This window comes from Streptomyces sp. NPDC003691, assembly GCF_053981115.1.
Map to the genome: position 1 here is coordinate 1 of NZ_JBSFNQ010000132.1, position 14,453 is coordinate 14,453.

At 72.2% G+C, this 14,453-nt stretch carries 9 protein-coding genes; all 9 read left to right on the top strand.

Annotated elements, in window-relative coordinates; all coding sequences use genetic code 11:
* Positions 1 to 321: 321 nt before the first annotated feature.
* The 9 genes from ACWDR0_RS32510 (at position 322) to ACWDR0_RS32550 (ending at position 14,297) form a co-directional block, all read left to right on the top strand.
* Positions 322 to 1,473 carry a chitinase gene (locus tag ACWDR0_RS32510; protein WP_456355417.1) on the top strand — a complete coding sequence of 384 codons (1,152 nt, stop codon included), beginning with the start codon at positions 322 to 324 and terminating at the stop codon, positions 1,471 to 1,473.
* A 311-nt stretch (positions 1,474 to 1,784) separates the two neighbouring features.
* Entirely contained in the window at positions 1,785 to 2,270 is a 486-nt protein-coding gene (locus ACWDR0_RS32515) for a DoxX family membrane protein (RefSeq protein ID WP_456355418.1), read from the top strand.
* A 145-nt stretch (positions 2,271 to 2,415) separates the two neighbouring features.
* Positions 2,416 to 2,952, top strand: a complete 537-nt coding sequence (locus ACWDR0_RS32520; protein WP_456355425.1) for a hypothetical protein — start codon at positions 2,416 to 2,418, stop codon at positions 2,950 to 2,952.
* Between the two features lie 113 nt (positions 2,953 to 3,065).
* A complete protein-coding gene (locus tag ACWDR0_RS32525; RefSeq protein ID WP_456355419.1) occupies positions 3,066 to 4,406 on the top strand; it encodes a cytochrome P450 in 1,341 nt (446 codons plus the stop codon).
* Positions 4,407 to 4,610: 204 nt separating this feature from the next.
* On the top strand, positions 4,611 to 5,636 hold the full coding sequence (locus ACWDR0_RS32530; protein WP_456355420.1) for a polyphosphate kinase 2 family protein: 1,026 nt from the start codon (positions 4,611 to 4,613) through the stop codon (positions 5,634 to 5,636).
* Positions 5,633 to 8,422, top strand: coding sequence for a cation-translocating P-type ATPase (locus ACWDR0_RS32535; RefSeq protein WP_456355421.1), 2,790 nt, complete (start codon positions 5,633 to 5,635; stop codon positions 8,420 to 8,422). Before ACWDR0_RS32530 ends, ACWDR0_RS32535 begins: the two co-directional genes overlap by 4 nt.
* 8 nt (positions 8,423 to 8,430) lie before the next feature.
* The gene (locus ACWDR0_RS32540; RefSeq protein WP_456355422.1) at positions 8,431 to 9,405 is read left to right on the top strand and encodes an ATP-binding cassette domain-containing protein; all 975 of its coding nucleotides are present in this window, start codon (positions 8,431 to 8,433) and stop codon (positions 9,403 to 9,405) included.
* Positions 9,402 to 10,304, top strand: a complete 903-nt coding sequence (locus ACWDR0_RS32545; protein WP_456355423.1) for an ABC transporter permease — start codon at positions 9,402 to 9,404, stop codon at positions 10,302 to 10,304. The genes ACWDR0_RS32540 and ACWDR0_RS32545 overlap by 4 nt, the downstream gene beginning before the upstream one ends.
* A 321-nt stretch (positions 10,305 to 10,625) precedes the next feature.
* Positions 10,626 to 14,297, top strand: coding sequence for a S8 family serine peptidase (locus ACWDR0_RS32550; protein WP_456355424.1), 3,672 nt, complete (start codon positions 10,626 to 10,628; stop codon positions 14,295 to 14,297).
* Positions 14,298 to 14,453: the final 156 nt, after the last annotated feature.

The following is a 14,453-nucleotide window of genomic DNA, read 5'->3' on the forward strand; positions in this document are numbered from 1 at the left end:
TCGTTCTGCTGTGACGATGTGACGATGGAAAGGCTGGCAATGGAATCGGGGCCGCGGATCGATGGACGGGACGGGCAGGCCCGGCCGCCTCGGGCCCCAACTCCCTTTTGGTCCAGACCTCTTGACTGATGGTCTGGACCAACTTACGTTGTGGCGCAACACCCCCACGTACGTCTCCAGGCCCCCCGCAGTCCCAGGAGGTGAGCGTGCCCCACCGGTGTCCCCCCACACCCCCGCCCGCGCGTCCCGCCTCCTGCCGTCCGGCCCCGAGTCCGCGGCCGACGACCACCGGGAGCCTGTGAAGACAGGAAGGGAACACGCATGGCAGCTCGCAGATCCCGGCTCCTCGGGGCAGGCCTCGCCGCGGCCCTCGTCGTCCCGCTGTTCCTGGCCTCCGCCTCGCCCGGGCAGGCCGCCGCACCGCCCGCCGCACCACCGGGAGTCTCCGCCCAGCTCGCCGAACGGGCCGCCGACCGGCCCGTGGCGGACCGTGCCGCGGCACCCGCCGCCGCGGCCGAGACCTGCGCCGTCAAGTCCAAGCCCACGGGCAAGGTCCTGCACGGCTACTGGGAGAACTGGGACGGCGCCTCCAACGGGGTCCACCCGCCGCTCGGCTGGATCCCCATCACCGACTCCCGGATCACCACCAACGGCTACAACGTCATCAACGCCGCCTTCCCGGTGATCCTCTCGGACGGCACCGTCCTCTGGGAGGACGGCATGGACCGGACGGTGAAGGTCGCCACCCCCGCCGAGATGTGCGCGGCCAAGGCGAACGGCCTGACCATCCTGCTCTCCATCGGCGGCGCCACCGCCGGCATCGACCTCAGCTCCGCCGCGGTCGCCGACCGGTTCGTCGCCACCGTCGTACCGATCCTCCAGCGGTACAACTTCGACGGCATCGACATCGACATCGAGACCGGCCTGGTCGGCAGCGGCAACATCAACCAGCTCTCGGCCTCCCAGGCGAACCTGATCCGCATCATCGACGGGGTGCTGGCCCGGATGCCGTCGAACTTCGGCCTGACGATGGCCCCCGAGACCGCGTATGTGACCGGCGGCAGCGTCGTCTACGGCTCCATCTGGGGCGCGTATCTGCCGATCATCAAGAAGTACGCGGACAACGGCCGGCTGTGGTGGCTGAACATGCAGTACTACAACGGGTCCTTCTACGGCTGCTCCGGCGACTCCTACCAGGCGGGCACGGTCGCCGGGTTCCGGGCCCAGACCGACTGCCTCAACCGGGGCCTGGTCATCCAGGGAACCACGATCCGGGTGCCGTACGACAAGCAGGTGCCCGGTCTGCCGGCCCAGCAGGGCGCGGGTGGCGGGTACATGCCGCCGCCGCTGGTCGCCCAGGCGTGGAACAGCTACAGCGGTGCCCTCAAGGGCCTGATGACCTGGTCCATCAACTGGGACGGCTCACGTGACTGGACCTTCGGCCGCAATGTGAAGTCGCTCCAGGGCCGCTGATCCGCCCACCGGCACCGTTCGGTCCGTACGGTGCCGGAGAACGCCAGCCGCCCGCGCCCCCGGCGCGGGCGGCTTCGCGCCTCCGGGGCCGGGATCCGGCGCCCGGGTGCCGCGCTCCGCGCCGGAGCAGACAGAGCGGACGGACGGACGGGCGGACGCCCAACTCCCGCCGTGAGCACCCGGGTTCACGAGACGAGCGATCACCCGAGAATAATGGTCCAGACCTTTACGGGTACCCAGGTCGCCATATAACGTGCTCATAGATGAAACATCCCCCACAGTTTCATCATCCCCCCACAAGGAGTGACACGTTGACGGGCATCCTCGATGCCGCACTGTGCCGCTACCGGCGACACAGCACCACCATCCTCAGAGTTTCCGTCGGACTCGTCTTCGTCGGTTTCGGTGTCATGAAGTTCACCCCGGACGCCAGTCCGGCGGAGGACATCGCGACCCGGACGATGGACGTCCTCGCCTTCGGTCTCGTACCGGAGGGGGCGACCCGCCCCCTGCTGGCGCTCTTCGAGACCACGATCGGCCTCGGGCTGATCACCGGAATCCTTCTGCGGCTGGTGCTTGCGGCTTTCTTCCTGCACATGGCCGGGGTCTTCTCCGCCCTGCTGATCCTTCCCGACGAGATGTGGAACGGCCAACTGCCCACCCTGGAGGCGCAGTACATCATCAAGAACGTGGTACTGATCGCCGCCTGTCTGGCGGTCGCGGCGGAGGAGAGCCTCCGCACCACAGTCGTCACACCCCGCCCCCGGCCCGTCCATCGCGCCAGAGCCCGGCTGTGACGTCACCGCCGGCGGATCCGCGGACTCCGCCCCAGGAGTCCGCGGTGGTCCGCCGCCCGGCACGGCATCCGTCCCGGCCGCGGCGGACCACCGCACCACCCGGCCCGGTCCGGCCGCAGGTCCCCACCCGGCGGCCGTCGTGACCATGATGCTCCTGCTGCTGGCGCTGCTGCCCGTCTGCGCGGGCTTCGCCTTCGGCCTGGCCGGATACGGCATCACCGCCTTCACCCGCGACCGGCCGCCCGGCGGGCGGACCGCCGCCGTGCTCAGGGCGCTCGCCGCGTTCTGCGGCGCGGCCGCGGCCGTCGTCTACGCCTGGGGCGGGCTGCTGCTGGCCGCGGCGGTCATCGAGGCGGAGGACGACGGGGCGGCGTCGGCCCCGCTGCCGCCCTGCCGCGGGGTACCCGGCCGGGAGGAGGAGGTTCTGCGGGTTGTCGACTACTCGGTGAGCTTCCTGCCCCTGCGTTTCGACTGCGAGCTGACCGGAGGCGGTTCGTACGACTCCGGAATGGTCTCCGGGAGCGTCAGCGCCAATGCGGTGACCCTCGCCCTCTCCGGCGCCGGGCTCGCCGCCGCCGGCGGATTCGTCTCGGCCCGGGAGGCCCGGAAGCAGCCGCGGGGCCCGGAACAGGGCGGGGACGACGCGCCCGGTGCGCCCGGAAGGGGCCGGAACGAGCCGTGACGGCGGCGGCGGACCGGCCGCCCCGGTACGGGCCTTGAACTGTCACGCGGCATGGCCCATGCTCGCAGCGCCGCACCGCACCGCACCGAGCCGACCGGCCCCGGGAGGTCGCGATGACCCATGCCCCCGTCACGGCGGAGGACCTCTTCTCCCCCGCCGCCCTGGACGACCCCTATCCGCTCTACGAGCGGCTGCGGGCCACCGGCCCCGTGCACTTCGTGCCGTCGCTCGGGCTGCATCTGGTGGTGCGCCATGCCGAGGTGCTCGCCGCGCTGGACGATCCGGCGACCTATTCCAGCAATCTCGTCGGCCTGCTGTACGCGGGCGAGGACGGGGTGTCCCTGCTGGAGACGGGCGGCCCGGACGGAGGCACCGCGGATGTCCTCGCCACCGCCGATCCGCCCGCCCACACCGGCCACCGCGGCATCGTGCGGCGGGCCTTCGGCAGCGGTCCGGTGGAAGGCCTGCGGGAGGCCGTCTCGGCCCTGGTCGAACCCCGGGTGGCCGCCCTGGTGGCGGCCGGGGGCGGCGACTGGATGGCCGGGCTCGCCACCCCGCTGCCGACTCTGGTGATCGGCCGGATCCTCGGACTGCCGGACGCCGACGCGGACCGGCTGACCGCCTGGTCCGACGCGGGCGTCGAACTGCTGGGCGGTCTCGCGGGCCCGGCCCGTACCGGTGAACTCGCCCTGGAGGTCATCGCCTTCACCGGGTATCTGCGGGAACGGCTCGACGCCGCCGCGGCGGAGCCCGCCGGCGGACTGGTCGACGAGATCGCCGCGGCCCGGGCGGACGGGCGGCTGAGTGGTGACGAGGCCGCCTCGCTGCTGCTCCAGCTGGTCACCGCCGGAAGCGAGTCCACCACCGGTCTGCTCGGCGGCGCGGCCCGGCTGCTCGCCGCCGACCCGGGGCTCCAGGACCGGGTCCGCGCCGAACCCGCCCTGCTGGCGGCGGTGGTCGAGGAGGCGCTACGGCTGGAGAGCCCCTTCCGGGGGCACTTCCGGGTCACCACCAGGACTGCCGAACTCGGCGGTGTCCGGCTGCCGGCGGGGGCCCGGCTGATGCTGCTGTGGGGCGCGGCCAACCGTGATCCGGCGGCCTTCGACGAGCCGGACCGGCCCGACCCCGGCCGGACCGCGGTCCGCGCCCACACCGCCTTCGGCCGGGGCATCCACTTCTGTCTGGGCGCCCGGCTGGCCCGGCTGGAGGCCGGGATCGCGCTGGGCGCACTGCTCGACGCGACCGGGCATATCGCGCTGCCGCCCGGCGACCGGCCGTCGTATGTGCCGAGCATGTTCGTCCGCCGTCTGTCCCGGCTTCCGCTCGCCCTGACCCCGGCCGGTCCCACCGCCGCCGCCCGGGTAACCGGCCCGGGGGCGGCCGCCGTACGCCGTACCGCGGGACCGGAACCGGGACCGGAACCAGGACCAGGGTCCGGGACCGGGGGCAGGTAGCACGGGGCCGGGTAGCGGGCCCGGCGCCCGGCGAGCCGGGGCCGGTGACCGGACGGCGCGAGGCCGGGGCTGTACCGCCGGGCCCGGCGGCCGGACGGCAGGATCCGGGGCTCACCCGAACGGCTCACCCGCATTGCCCGTCCCCCGCCCCCGGCGGAAGGTGGCGGGAACGTCTGTGCGGGCGAGAAGGGCTGGTCGGCGGCCATGGCGGAGAAGCGGAAGCGGACGGACAGCAGGGCCCGGCTGATCGCGGATCTGATCGGGCCGCTGCGGGTGCCGCCGGGCGCCGAGATCGACCTGGCGAAGGACTTCGACCCCCGCTACAAGGCACATCTGAAGAAGCGGGACGGGGCCGCGCTGCTGCGGACCGGTGTCGAGCTGCTCAACGAGTACCAGGCGAAGCTGGCGGCCCAGGACACGTACGGCGTGCTGATGTGTCTCCAGGCGCTGGACGCCGGCGGCAAGGACGGCACGATCCGGCACGTCATGAGCGGGATGAACCCGCAGGGCGTCCAGGTGCACAGCTTCAAGGTGCCGTCGGCCGAGGAACTGGACCACGACTATCTGTGGCGGTACGCGAAACGCCTGCCCGCCCGCGGGGACATCGCGGTCTTCAACCGGTCCCACTACGAGGAGGTCCTCGTCGTCCGGGTGCACCCGGAGGTGCTGGCCCGGCAGCAGCTGCCGCGGGCGGCGAGCCGCCGGGGCATCTGGGGCCGCCGCTATCGCGAGATCAACCAGTGGGAGCGGTATCTCACGGACAACGGCTTCAAGGTCGTGAAGATCTTCCTGAACCTGTCCAAGGAGGAGCAGCGCGCCCGTTTCCTGAAGCGGATCGACGTACCGGAGAAGAACTGGAAGTTCTCGGCGGCCGATGTGCACGAGCGCGGATTCTGGGACGACTACCAGCGCGCGTTCTCGGAGATGCTGTCCGCCACCAGTACGGCATGGGCGCCCTGGTACGTCGTACCGGCGGACCGCAAGTGGTTCGCCCGGATCTGCGCGTCGGCCGTCCTGGTCCACAGCCTGATGGACATCGACCCCCGGTATCCGACGGTGGGCCGCAAGGCCCGCAAGGAGTTGCAGGCCGTACGGCGGCAGCTGGAGGACGAGGCCCCGGCCGGGGCGCCGAAGGACCCGTACGAAGCCGGCCGCCACCACGGCGGCGGCGGCGGACATCACGGCGGAGGGCACGGCGGAGGGCACGGCGGACGGGGAGCGGGGCGATGACCGCGGCCGGAGGACCGGAACAGCCCGGCGCGGTGCCCTGGTACGCGCGGGACGCCGACGAGGTCGCGGCGGCCTTCGGGGTCGACCCCGCCGTCGGGCTGACGGCGGCGCGGGCCGCCGAGCTGCTCGCCGGGCACGGGCCGAACGCGCTGCCGGAGGAGAAGCCGCCGCCCGCCTGGCGCCGCTTCCTCGACCAGTACCGCAGCTATATGCAGATCATCCTGGTGGCGGCCGCGGTGGTGTCGCTGCTGGTCGGCCAGTGGAGTACGGCGATCCTGCTCGCCCTGCTGACGCTGCTGAACGCGGTTGTCGGGCTCCGTCAGGAGGGCAAGGCGGAGAGCGCGATGAACGCGCTGAAGTCGATGATGAAAGCCACCGCACGGGTCCGGCGGGACGGAGCCGAGTCGGAGATTCCGGCGGAGCGGCTGGTGCCCGGTGACGTGGTGCTGATCGCGGCGGGCGACCAGGTGCCCGCGGACGGACGGATCGTCTCGGCCAGCGCGCTCCAGATCGACGAGTCCGCGCTCACCGGCGAGAGCGTGCCCGCCGCGAAGGACACCGGGACGCTCGTACCCGCCGGAGCCGACGGCCCGGCCGCCGGGGCGCAGCCGCTGCCGCCGGGCGAGCAGTCGAACACGGCCTTTATGAACACCCCGGTGACCCATGGCAGCGGAGTCCTGGTGATCACGGCCACCGGTGCGGACACCGAGCTGGGCAGGATTTCCGGAATGCTGTCGGCGACTCGCCGGGAGGAGTCCCCGCTGACCCGGCAGCTCAACAGTCTGACGCTGTGGATCGCGGGGGCCGCCGGACTGACGATGATTGTGATGTTCGCGCTGGGCCGTACCCGGGGACAGGCATGGGACACCCTCTTCGTCAGCGCGGTCTCGCTCGCCATCGCGGCGATCCCGGAGGCCCTGCCGACGGTGACACAGGTGATCCTCTCCGTCGGCAGTCTCAACCTGGCGAAACGCAACGCGATCGTCAAGGAGCTGCCGTCGGTGGAGACCCTGGGGTTCACCTCGGCGATCAACTCCGACAAGACCGGCACGCTGACCATGAACCAGATGACGGTCGTGGAACTGCTCACCCCCACCGACCGCTACACGGTCTCGGGCACGGGGTACGGGCTGACGGGCCGAATCCACCGGGCGGCGGGTTCCACGGCGAGTGTCGAGGACGCCGTCCTGCCCTTTCTGATCGCCAATGACGCCGGGCTGGTCGGCGGCGAAGTGGTCGGCGACCCCACGGAGGGCGCGCTGCTGGTGCTGGGGCACAAGGCGGGGCTCGACATCGACGGCACCCGTGAGCGGTTCCCCCGGCTCGCGACCCTGCCGTTCGACCCGGACTACAAGCTGATGGCCACCTTCAACTCGGCGAAGGACGAGGACGGGCGGCCGGTGGTCCGGGTGTTCGTCAAGGGTGCGGCGCCCGCCGTGCTGGAGCGGGCGTCGAGCGCGCTCTCGGACGGCCGTACGGTGCCGTGGGACGACGGGCTGAGGGGCCGGGCGCGGGAGGCCGTGGCGCGGATGGGCGGCGAGGGGCACCGGGTGATGGCCGCGGCGACCCGTGATCTGGACCCGGCGGAGTTCGACCCCGGGGGCGATCTGCTGGCCTGGACGGCCGGGCTGCGGATGGTGTCGCTGGTGGGCATGGTCGACCCGCCGCGCGAGGAGTCCCGGGCCGCCGTCGCCGCGGCGCAGGACGCCCGGATCCGGGTCCGCATGGTCACCGGTGACGACGTGACCACGGGCGCGGCGATCGCCCGGCAGCTCGGGATCCCCGGAGAGGCCGTCCTGGGCGCCGACTTCGCGGCGCTGCCGGAGGCGGAGCGGCTGGCGCGGATCGACCGGATCGGGGTGGTGGGCCGGGTGGCGCCCGAGCACAAGGTGCTGCTCGCCGAGGTGCTGAAGCAGCAGGGGGAGGTGGTGGCGATGACCGGCGACGGGGTCAACGACGCCCCCGCCATCAAGGCCGCGGACATCGGTATCGCCATGGGCAGCGGTACGGACGTGGCGAAGAACGCCGGGCGGATGATCCTCTCGGACGACAACTTCGCGACGATCGTCTATGCGGTCGAGGAGGGCCGGAAGCTCTACGACAATCTGACGAAGTACATCCGGTTCGTCCTGCTGCTGCTGGTGACCTTCGTCCTGACGTTCCTGGGTGCCGCGGTGTTCAATATCGCGGCGGGCGAGCCGTTCACCCCGGCGCAGGTGCTCTGGGTCCACTTCGTGGTGAACGCGCCGTTCGGTTTCGCGCTGGGCTTCGACCGGGAGAGCCCGGGGCTGATGCGGCGGCGGCCGCGGCCGCGCGGCGAATCGGTGCTGACCCGGCCGCTGCTGCTCTCGGTGGGGCTGAGCGGGCTGGCCCTCACGGTGCTGCTGCTGGCCCTGATCGAACTGGGCGAGCGGCACTTCGGCTCCACGGCGACGGGCAGTTCGATCGCGTTCACGGCCTTTGCGCTCTGTCTGATCGTGGCGGCTTTCGAATGCCGCAGCGAGACCGAGTCGGTGCTGCGGACCTCCACCTTCGACAGCAAGCAGATGAACTGGGCGGCGCTCGGGGAGTTCGTCCTCGCGGTGCTGGTGACCCAGCTCGACGCCTTCCGCCGGATCCTCGGCACCACCCGGCTGGACCTCCGGGAGTTCGGCTGGGCGCTGCTGGCGGCGCTGGTCCTGCTGGTGGGCTGGGAGCTGGGCAAGTTCATCGCCCGGCGGGTCCGCGGGGCGTCCGCCCCCGGCGTACCGGCCGAGGGCACCGGCGTACCGGCCGAGGGCACATGAGCCGGCCGGTGGACCCGGGACCGCACGGTGACGGCGCCCCGGACGTGATCCGTACCGACGCCCTGCGCAAGGTCTATCCGGGCACGGACTTCGCGGCGGTCGACGGGATCGGGCTGCGGGTTCGCCAGGGCGAGTTCTTCGGTCTGCTGGGCCCCAACGGCGCGGGCAAGACCACCACCGTCGGGATGCTGACCGGCCGGGTGGTGCCGACATCGGGTTCGGCGTACGTGGGCACGGTCGACGTGGTGCGGCAGCCGGCCCTCGCCAAGCAGATCATCGCCTGTGTCACCCAGCAGAACACGCTGGACCGGGAGCTGACGGTCCGGGAGAACCTGTTCTTCCACGGCCTGCTGTTCGGGATTCCCCGCCGGGAGTCGCTGCGCCGGGCGGACGAGCTGCTGGAGCGGTTCGCGCTGGCCCGCTGGCGGGACGCCTCCGTGTACGCCCTGTCGGGAGGCATGGCGCAGCGGCTGATGCTGGCCCGGGCGGTCTTCCACCGGCCCGCGGTGCTCTTCCTCGACGAGCCGACGGCCGGTCTCGATCCGCAGGGCAGGCTCGCCCTGTGGGAGGCGCTGGACGAGCTGATCGCGGACGGCCGGACGATCCTGCTGACCACGCACAATATGGAGGAGGCCGATCAGCTCTGCGACCGGGTGGCGATCGTCGACCACGGCCGGATCCTGGCCCTGGACAGCCCGGCCGCGCTGAAGCGGGGCCTGGGGGCGGACACCACGGTGACGGTCGTCGCCCGGGGGTCGGCGGAGGAGCTGGCACACCGTCTGGAGCGGGATATTCCGGAGGTGGTGCGGACCCGCTTCACGGACGGCGGGGTCGAGCTCCAGGTGGCGGGGAACGACCGGCTGGTGCCGCGGGTGGTGGCGAGCGCGGAGGCGGGTGGTTTCGAGCTGGTCGACCTGTCGCTGTCGCGGAGCACCCTGGAGACCGTGTTCATCAGTCTCACCGGGAAGGAGCTGCGGGAGTGACCGCCGCCGAAGAGAGTCGTCCGGCCGGGGCTCCGGCTCCCGGGGCCGGGGCGGGCCTGCCCGGGCCCCGGCGCTCGGCCGGGGCGGCCGCCCGCTCCGCGCTGGCGGCGCTGATCCGCCGGGATCTGACGGTGCTGCGCAAGCATTTCGGCGAATTCGCCGGACGAACGGTGATGCAGCCGTTCCTGCTGGTCTTCGTCTTTCTGTACGTCTTCCCGGTGATCGGGCAGGGAGTTGGCTCGGGCGGCGGCGCGGCCGGGGAGTCGGAATTCGCCACGGTGCTGGTGCCCGGGGTGGTGTCGATCGCGGTGATGTTCCAGGGCATCCAGTCGGTGGCCATCCAGATGTCGCAGGAGTTCGGCTTCACCCGGGAGATCGAGGACCGGGTGCAGGCGCCGTGTCCGATCTGGCTGGTGGCCGTGGCGCGGGTGCTGTCCGGTGCGGTGCAGGGGCTGATCTCGGCGGCGCTGGTGCTGCCGATCGCGGCCGTGGTGCACGCCCCCGGCGTCCGGCCCGATCTGCATCTGCACTGGGGGGTGGTGCTGACGCTGATCCCGCTGTCGTGTCTGGCGATGACCTCGCTCGGACTGCTGCTGGGCACCACCTTCGAACCGCGGAACATCGGAGTGATGTTCGGTTTCGTGGTGCTCCCGCTGGTCTTCCTCGGCGGTACGTACTACCAGTGGACGGAGCTTTCGGCGGTGGAGGCAGGCGGTATCCCCTGGCTCCAGTGGCTGGTCCTGCTCAATCCGCTGATCTATATCAGCGAGGGGATGCGGGCCGGGTTCACGGACCTCTCCCATATGCCGCTGTACGTGGTGTATCCGGTGCTCACCGGGTTCTGCGTGCTTTTCCTGGGGCTGGGGCTGCGCAACTTCCGGCGCCGGGTGCTCTCCTGAGCCGTAGGCCGTCTCTTTCGGATCTTGCCGGGCTCGTGTGCCCTGCCCCGCTCCGCGGCGGGTTCCGGCGTTCCTCTTATGTCCCACGTGTGAAACCTCGTGGGACATTTGCCTCCTCATGAGGACATCGGGCCTGCCGGGCGGCCCGCGACGCCAAGGCCCCCTTGTTGCAGGGGTGTCCGCTGCCCCACGATGACTGACATCTATTGACCCGTCCATGGCAAACAGCCCTGGGCGGGTGTTGTTCCGCACCTGCTCCACGCACGTTTCCGGCACCTTCCTTCGCGGCGCCCGACCGCCGCCAGCGCAAGGGGAGACCACGTGGCACGACGGATCAGACGGATCACCCGGCTCGGCTCGGTCCTGCGCGCGAGACGCGCCGGGGCCTTACCCGCCCCCGGCGGCCCCCGCCGCCGCGGTACGGCCGGAGCACGGCACGGCGCGCTCGCCGCCCTCTCCGGCTTACTGCTGTTGGTCCCGCTCGGCGCGGGCACGGCCGTCGCCGCACCGGCGCCCGAACCCGCGCCGCCGGACCGCGCGGCCATCGCGGAGAGCAAGATCGAACCCGAGCTGCAACGGCAGCTCGACAGCGGCAAGACGGAGTTCTGGGTACGGTTCGACACGGCGGCCGAGCTGGGCACCGCCGAACGGGCCCGCGGCAAGAACGCCAAGGCAGCCGCGGTGTACGAGGCCAAGCGCGACCATGCCGAACGCTCCCAGGCGGGGGTGGTGAAGGCGCTGGAGGGCATGCGCGCCGAGTACACCCCGTACTGGATAGTCAACACCGTCCGGGTGGTGGGGAACGCCAAGGTCGCCGAGGCGCTGGCGGTCCGTCCCGAGGTCGCCGGGCTCGACGCCGAGGACCGGATCACCATCCCGAAGCCGGTCAGGGGCGAACGGGAGAACACCGTCGACGCGGTGGAGTGGAACATCGACCGCGTCAAGGCTCCCCAGGTCTGGAACCAGCTCGGGGTGCGCGGCGAGGGCGTCGTCGTCGCCAATATCGACACCGGGGTCGACCACCAGCACCCGGCCGTCGACGAGCAGTACCGGGGCCGGGGCGCGGACGGCACCCTGAGCCACGACTACAACTGGTTCGACCCGGCGAACATCTGCCCGGTGAAGGCGCCCTGCGACAACAACGACCACGGCACCCACACCATGGGCACGATGGTCGGCGACGACGGCGCGAACAACCAGATCGGCGTGGCGCCGGGCGCCCGCTGGATCGCCGCGAAGGGCTGCGAGTCCAGCTCCTGCTCCCAGGCCTCGCTGCTGGCCTCCGGCCAGTGGATCGCCGCACCCACCGATCTCAACGGCGCGAACCCGCGGCCCGATCTCGCCCCCGACATCGTGAACAACTCCTGGGGCAGCGCGGTCCACAACCCCTGGTACAAGGAGATCGTCGCCGCCTGGCGGGCGGCCGGCATCTTCCCCGCCTTCTCCAACGGCAACAACGGCCCGGCGTGCGCCACCAGCGGCTCCCCCGGCGACTACGTCGCCTCGTACAGCTCCGGCGCCTTCGACATCAACAACAACATCGCGAGCTTCTCCTCGCGCGGCGCCGGTGACGCGGGCGGCATCAAGCCCAATATCGCCGCGCCCGGCGCCAATGTGCGGTCCGCGATCCGCGGCGGCGGCTACGGCTCCTTCTCCGGTACGTCGATGGCCTCGCCGCACACCGCCGCGGCCGTAGCGCTGGTCTGGTCCGCCGCCCCGGCGATCCGCGGCGACGTGGCCCAGACCGAGGCGCTGCTCGACCAGTCGGCCGTCGATGTGGACGCCACCGCCTGCGGCGGCACCCCCGCCGACAACAACGTCTTCGGCGAGGGGCGGCTCGATGTCCTGGCGGCCGTCCAGGCGGCCCCGCGCGGCCCCGTCGGCGCCCTCACCGGAACCGTCACCTCCGCGGGTGCTCCGCTGGCCGGGGCGAAGGTCACCGCCGCCGGTGCCATCAGCCGGACCGCCGTCACCGCGGCCGACGGCCGCTACAGCTTCCCGGCGCTCTCCGCGGGCGACTACACCCTGACCGTCGGCAAGTTCGGCTATCTGAACGCGTCCGGCACGGCGACGGTCACCGAGAACGGCACCACCACCGCCGACTTCGCCCTGGTCCAGGCCGACTCCGGCAAGGTCACCGGGACCGTCGTCTCGGGCACCGGACCGGTCGCCGGTGCCACGGTCACCGTCGCCGACACCCCCGTGACCGCGACCACCGACGCCACCGGCCGCTTCGAGGCGGTCCTGCCGCACGGCGCGTACGAGCTGCGCGTCACCCATCCGTCGCGCTGCCTCACCGCGGCCACCGCCCGGATCACCGTGGCGGGCGACACCACCACAACCGTGACCCTGCCCGACCGGACCGACACCTTCGGATACGCCTGCGCCACCGGCGACCGGACGTACCAGTCCGGCACCCGGCAGCTCGCCCTCACCGGCGACAGCACCACCGAGCGCATCGAACTCCCCTTCCCCGTACCGCTGTACGGGAAGAACTACTCGGTGGCGTACGCCGGCACCAACGGCACCCTGAGCTTCGGCGGCCCGCACACCAGCGACTCCAACGGCTCGCTGCCCAGCGCCGGGACCCCGAACGCCGCGCTGTACCCGTTCTGGGACGACCTGCTGCTGACCGGTGAGCCAGACTCGGGCGTCCACACCGCCGTCACCGGCACCGCGCCCAACCGGGCATACGTCGTCGAGTGGCGGAACGTCGTCCACTGGTCCGCCCAGGCGGACAAGTTCTCCTTCTCCGCCGTCATCGGCGAGGACGGCCGGGTGACGTACCACTACAAGGGCACCACCGGCACCGGACTGCGGGGCGGCTCCAGCGCCACCGTCGGCGTGGAGAACGCCACCGGCACCGACGCCTTCCTCTACTCCTTCAACTCCGCCGGGCTCACCGACGGCTTCTCGGTCTCCTTCCGCACCACCCGGCACGGTGTGGTGCACGGCAGGATCCTCGACGCCAACGACGGCAAGGGCGTCGGCGGCGCCACGGTCACCCTCGGCACCGGCACGGCGGCGCAGACCGTCACCACCGGGGCCGACGGCTCCTATCTGGCCCAGACCCCGGCGGGCGGCCTCGCGCTGGCGGCCTCCGCCCCCTCCTACGAGAGCGCCGAGGGCAGTCTCCAGGTCACGGCCGACGGGGTGCTGAGCGATACCCGTTCCCTGCGGACCGGCCGGGTCACCCCGGAACGTGCCGCGCTGAACGTCGTCGCGCCCGGTGACCAGCGGCGCATCCGCACCCTCGAACTCACCAACCCGGGTCTCGGCACCGCCTACACGGTCACCGAGGACGCGCCCTGGCTGACGGTCGGCCCGGCCGCCGGACAGCTGGACACGGGCGGGCGCGCCACCCTGACCCTGACCGTGGACACCACGGGTCTGGTGCCCGGGACCGTGCTGACCTCCGATGTCCGCGTCGAGTCCCGCAGCGGGCGGACACCGGTGCTGTCGGTGCCCGTCACCGTCGTCGTCCCCCGCTACCTCACCGCACTCGACACCGGGGCGCGGGGCGGTTCGGTGGACGCCCTCGGCGACACCTGGGGCCCGGACCGCGCCTACACCAGCGGCTCCTACGGCTACCAGGGCCAGTCCGGTACCCGGTCCACCACCCGCACCATCGCCGGAACCACCGACCAGGCGCTGTTCCGGACCGCCCGTGAAGGCATGTACGAGTACCGCTTCGACCAGGTGCCCAACGGCGTCTACACGGTGGAGCTGGGCTTCGCGGAGGTGCAGTCGACCCGGCCCGACCGGCGGGTCTTCGACGTCCTCGCGGAAGGCGTCCAGGTACTGCCCGCGCTCGACATCGCCCTGGAGGCGGGGTCGTACGCGGCGGTGCAGCGCACCTACACCGTGACGGTCACCGACGGAACGCTGAACGTGCGCTTCGTCTCCCGCGGCGGCTATGCCAAGCCGCTGGTGAACAGTCTGCGGGTGACGGACCGGCCGGACCTGGCACCGCCGGCCCGCGCCGCCCGCTGACGCGCCGCCGCCGGCCGCCCCGCGGCCGGCGGCCCGTACCGCCCGCACCGCCCGGCCCTGCCGGTCCCCGTCCGGGACCGGCGGGGCCGGACCCCGAGAGCGGTCAAGCCCCGCTGATCACCCTCGACGCGCAGAACACTCTGCTCCGGGTAGATC

What these genes read in the sequence shown, in the direction of transcription:
- ACWDR0_RS32510 (WP_456355417.1), top strand. Translation starts at nt 322, where the DNA reads ATGGCAGCTCGCAGATCCCGGCTCCTCGGGGCAGGCCTCGCCGCGGCC.
- ACWDR0_RS32520 (WP_456355425.1), top strand. Translation starts at nt 2,416, where the DNA reads ATGATGCTCCTGCTGCTGGCGCTGCTGCCCGTCTGCGCGGGCTTCGCC.
- ACWDR0_RS32525 (WP_456355419.1), top strand. Translation starts at nt 3,066, where the DNA reads ATGACCCATGCCCCCGTCACGGCGGAGGACCTCTTCTCCCCCGCCGCC.
- ACWDR0_RS32530 (WP_456355420.1), top strand. Translation starts at nt 4,611, where the DNA reads ATGGCGGAGAAGCGGAAGCGGACGGACAGCAGGGCCCGGCTGATCGCG.
- ACWDR0_RS32535 (WP_456355421.1), top strand. Translation starts at nt 5,633, where the DNA reads ATGACCGCGGCCGGAGGACCGGAACAGCCCGGCGCGGTGCCCTGGTAC.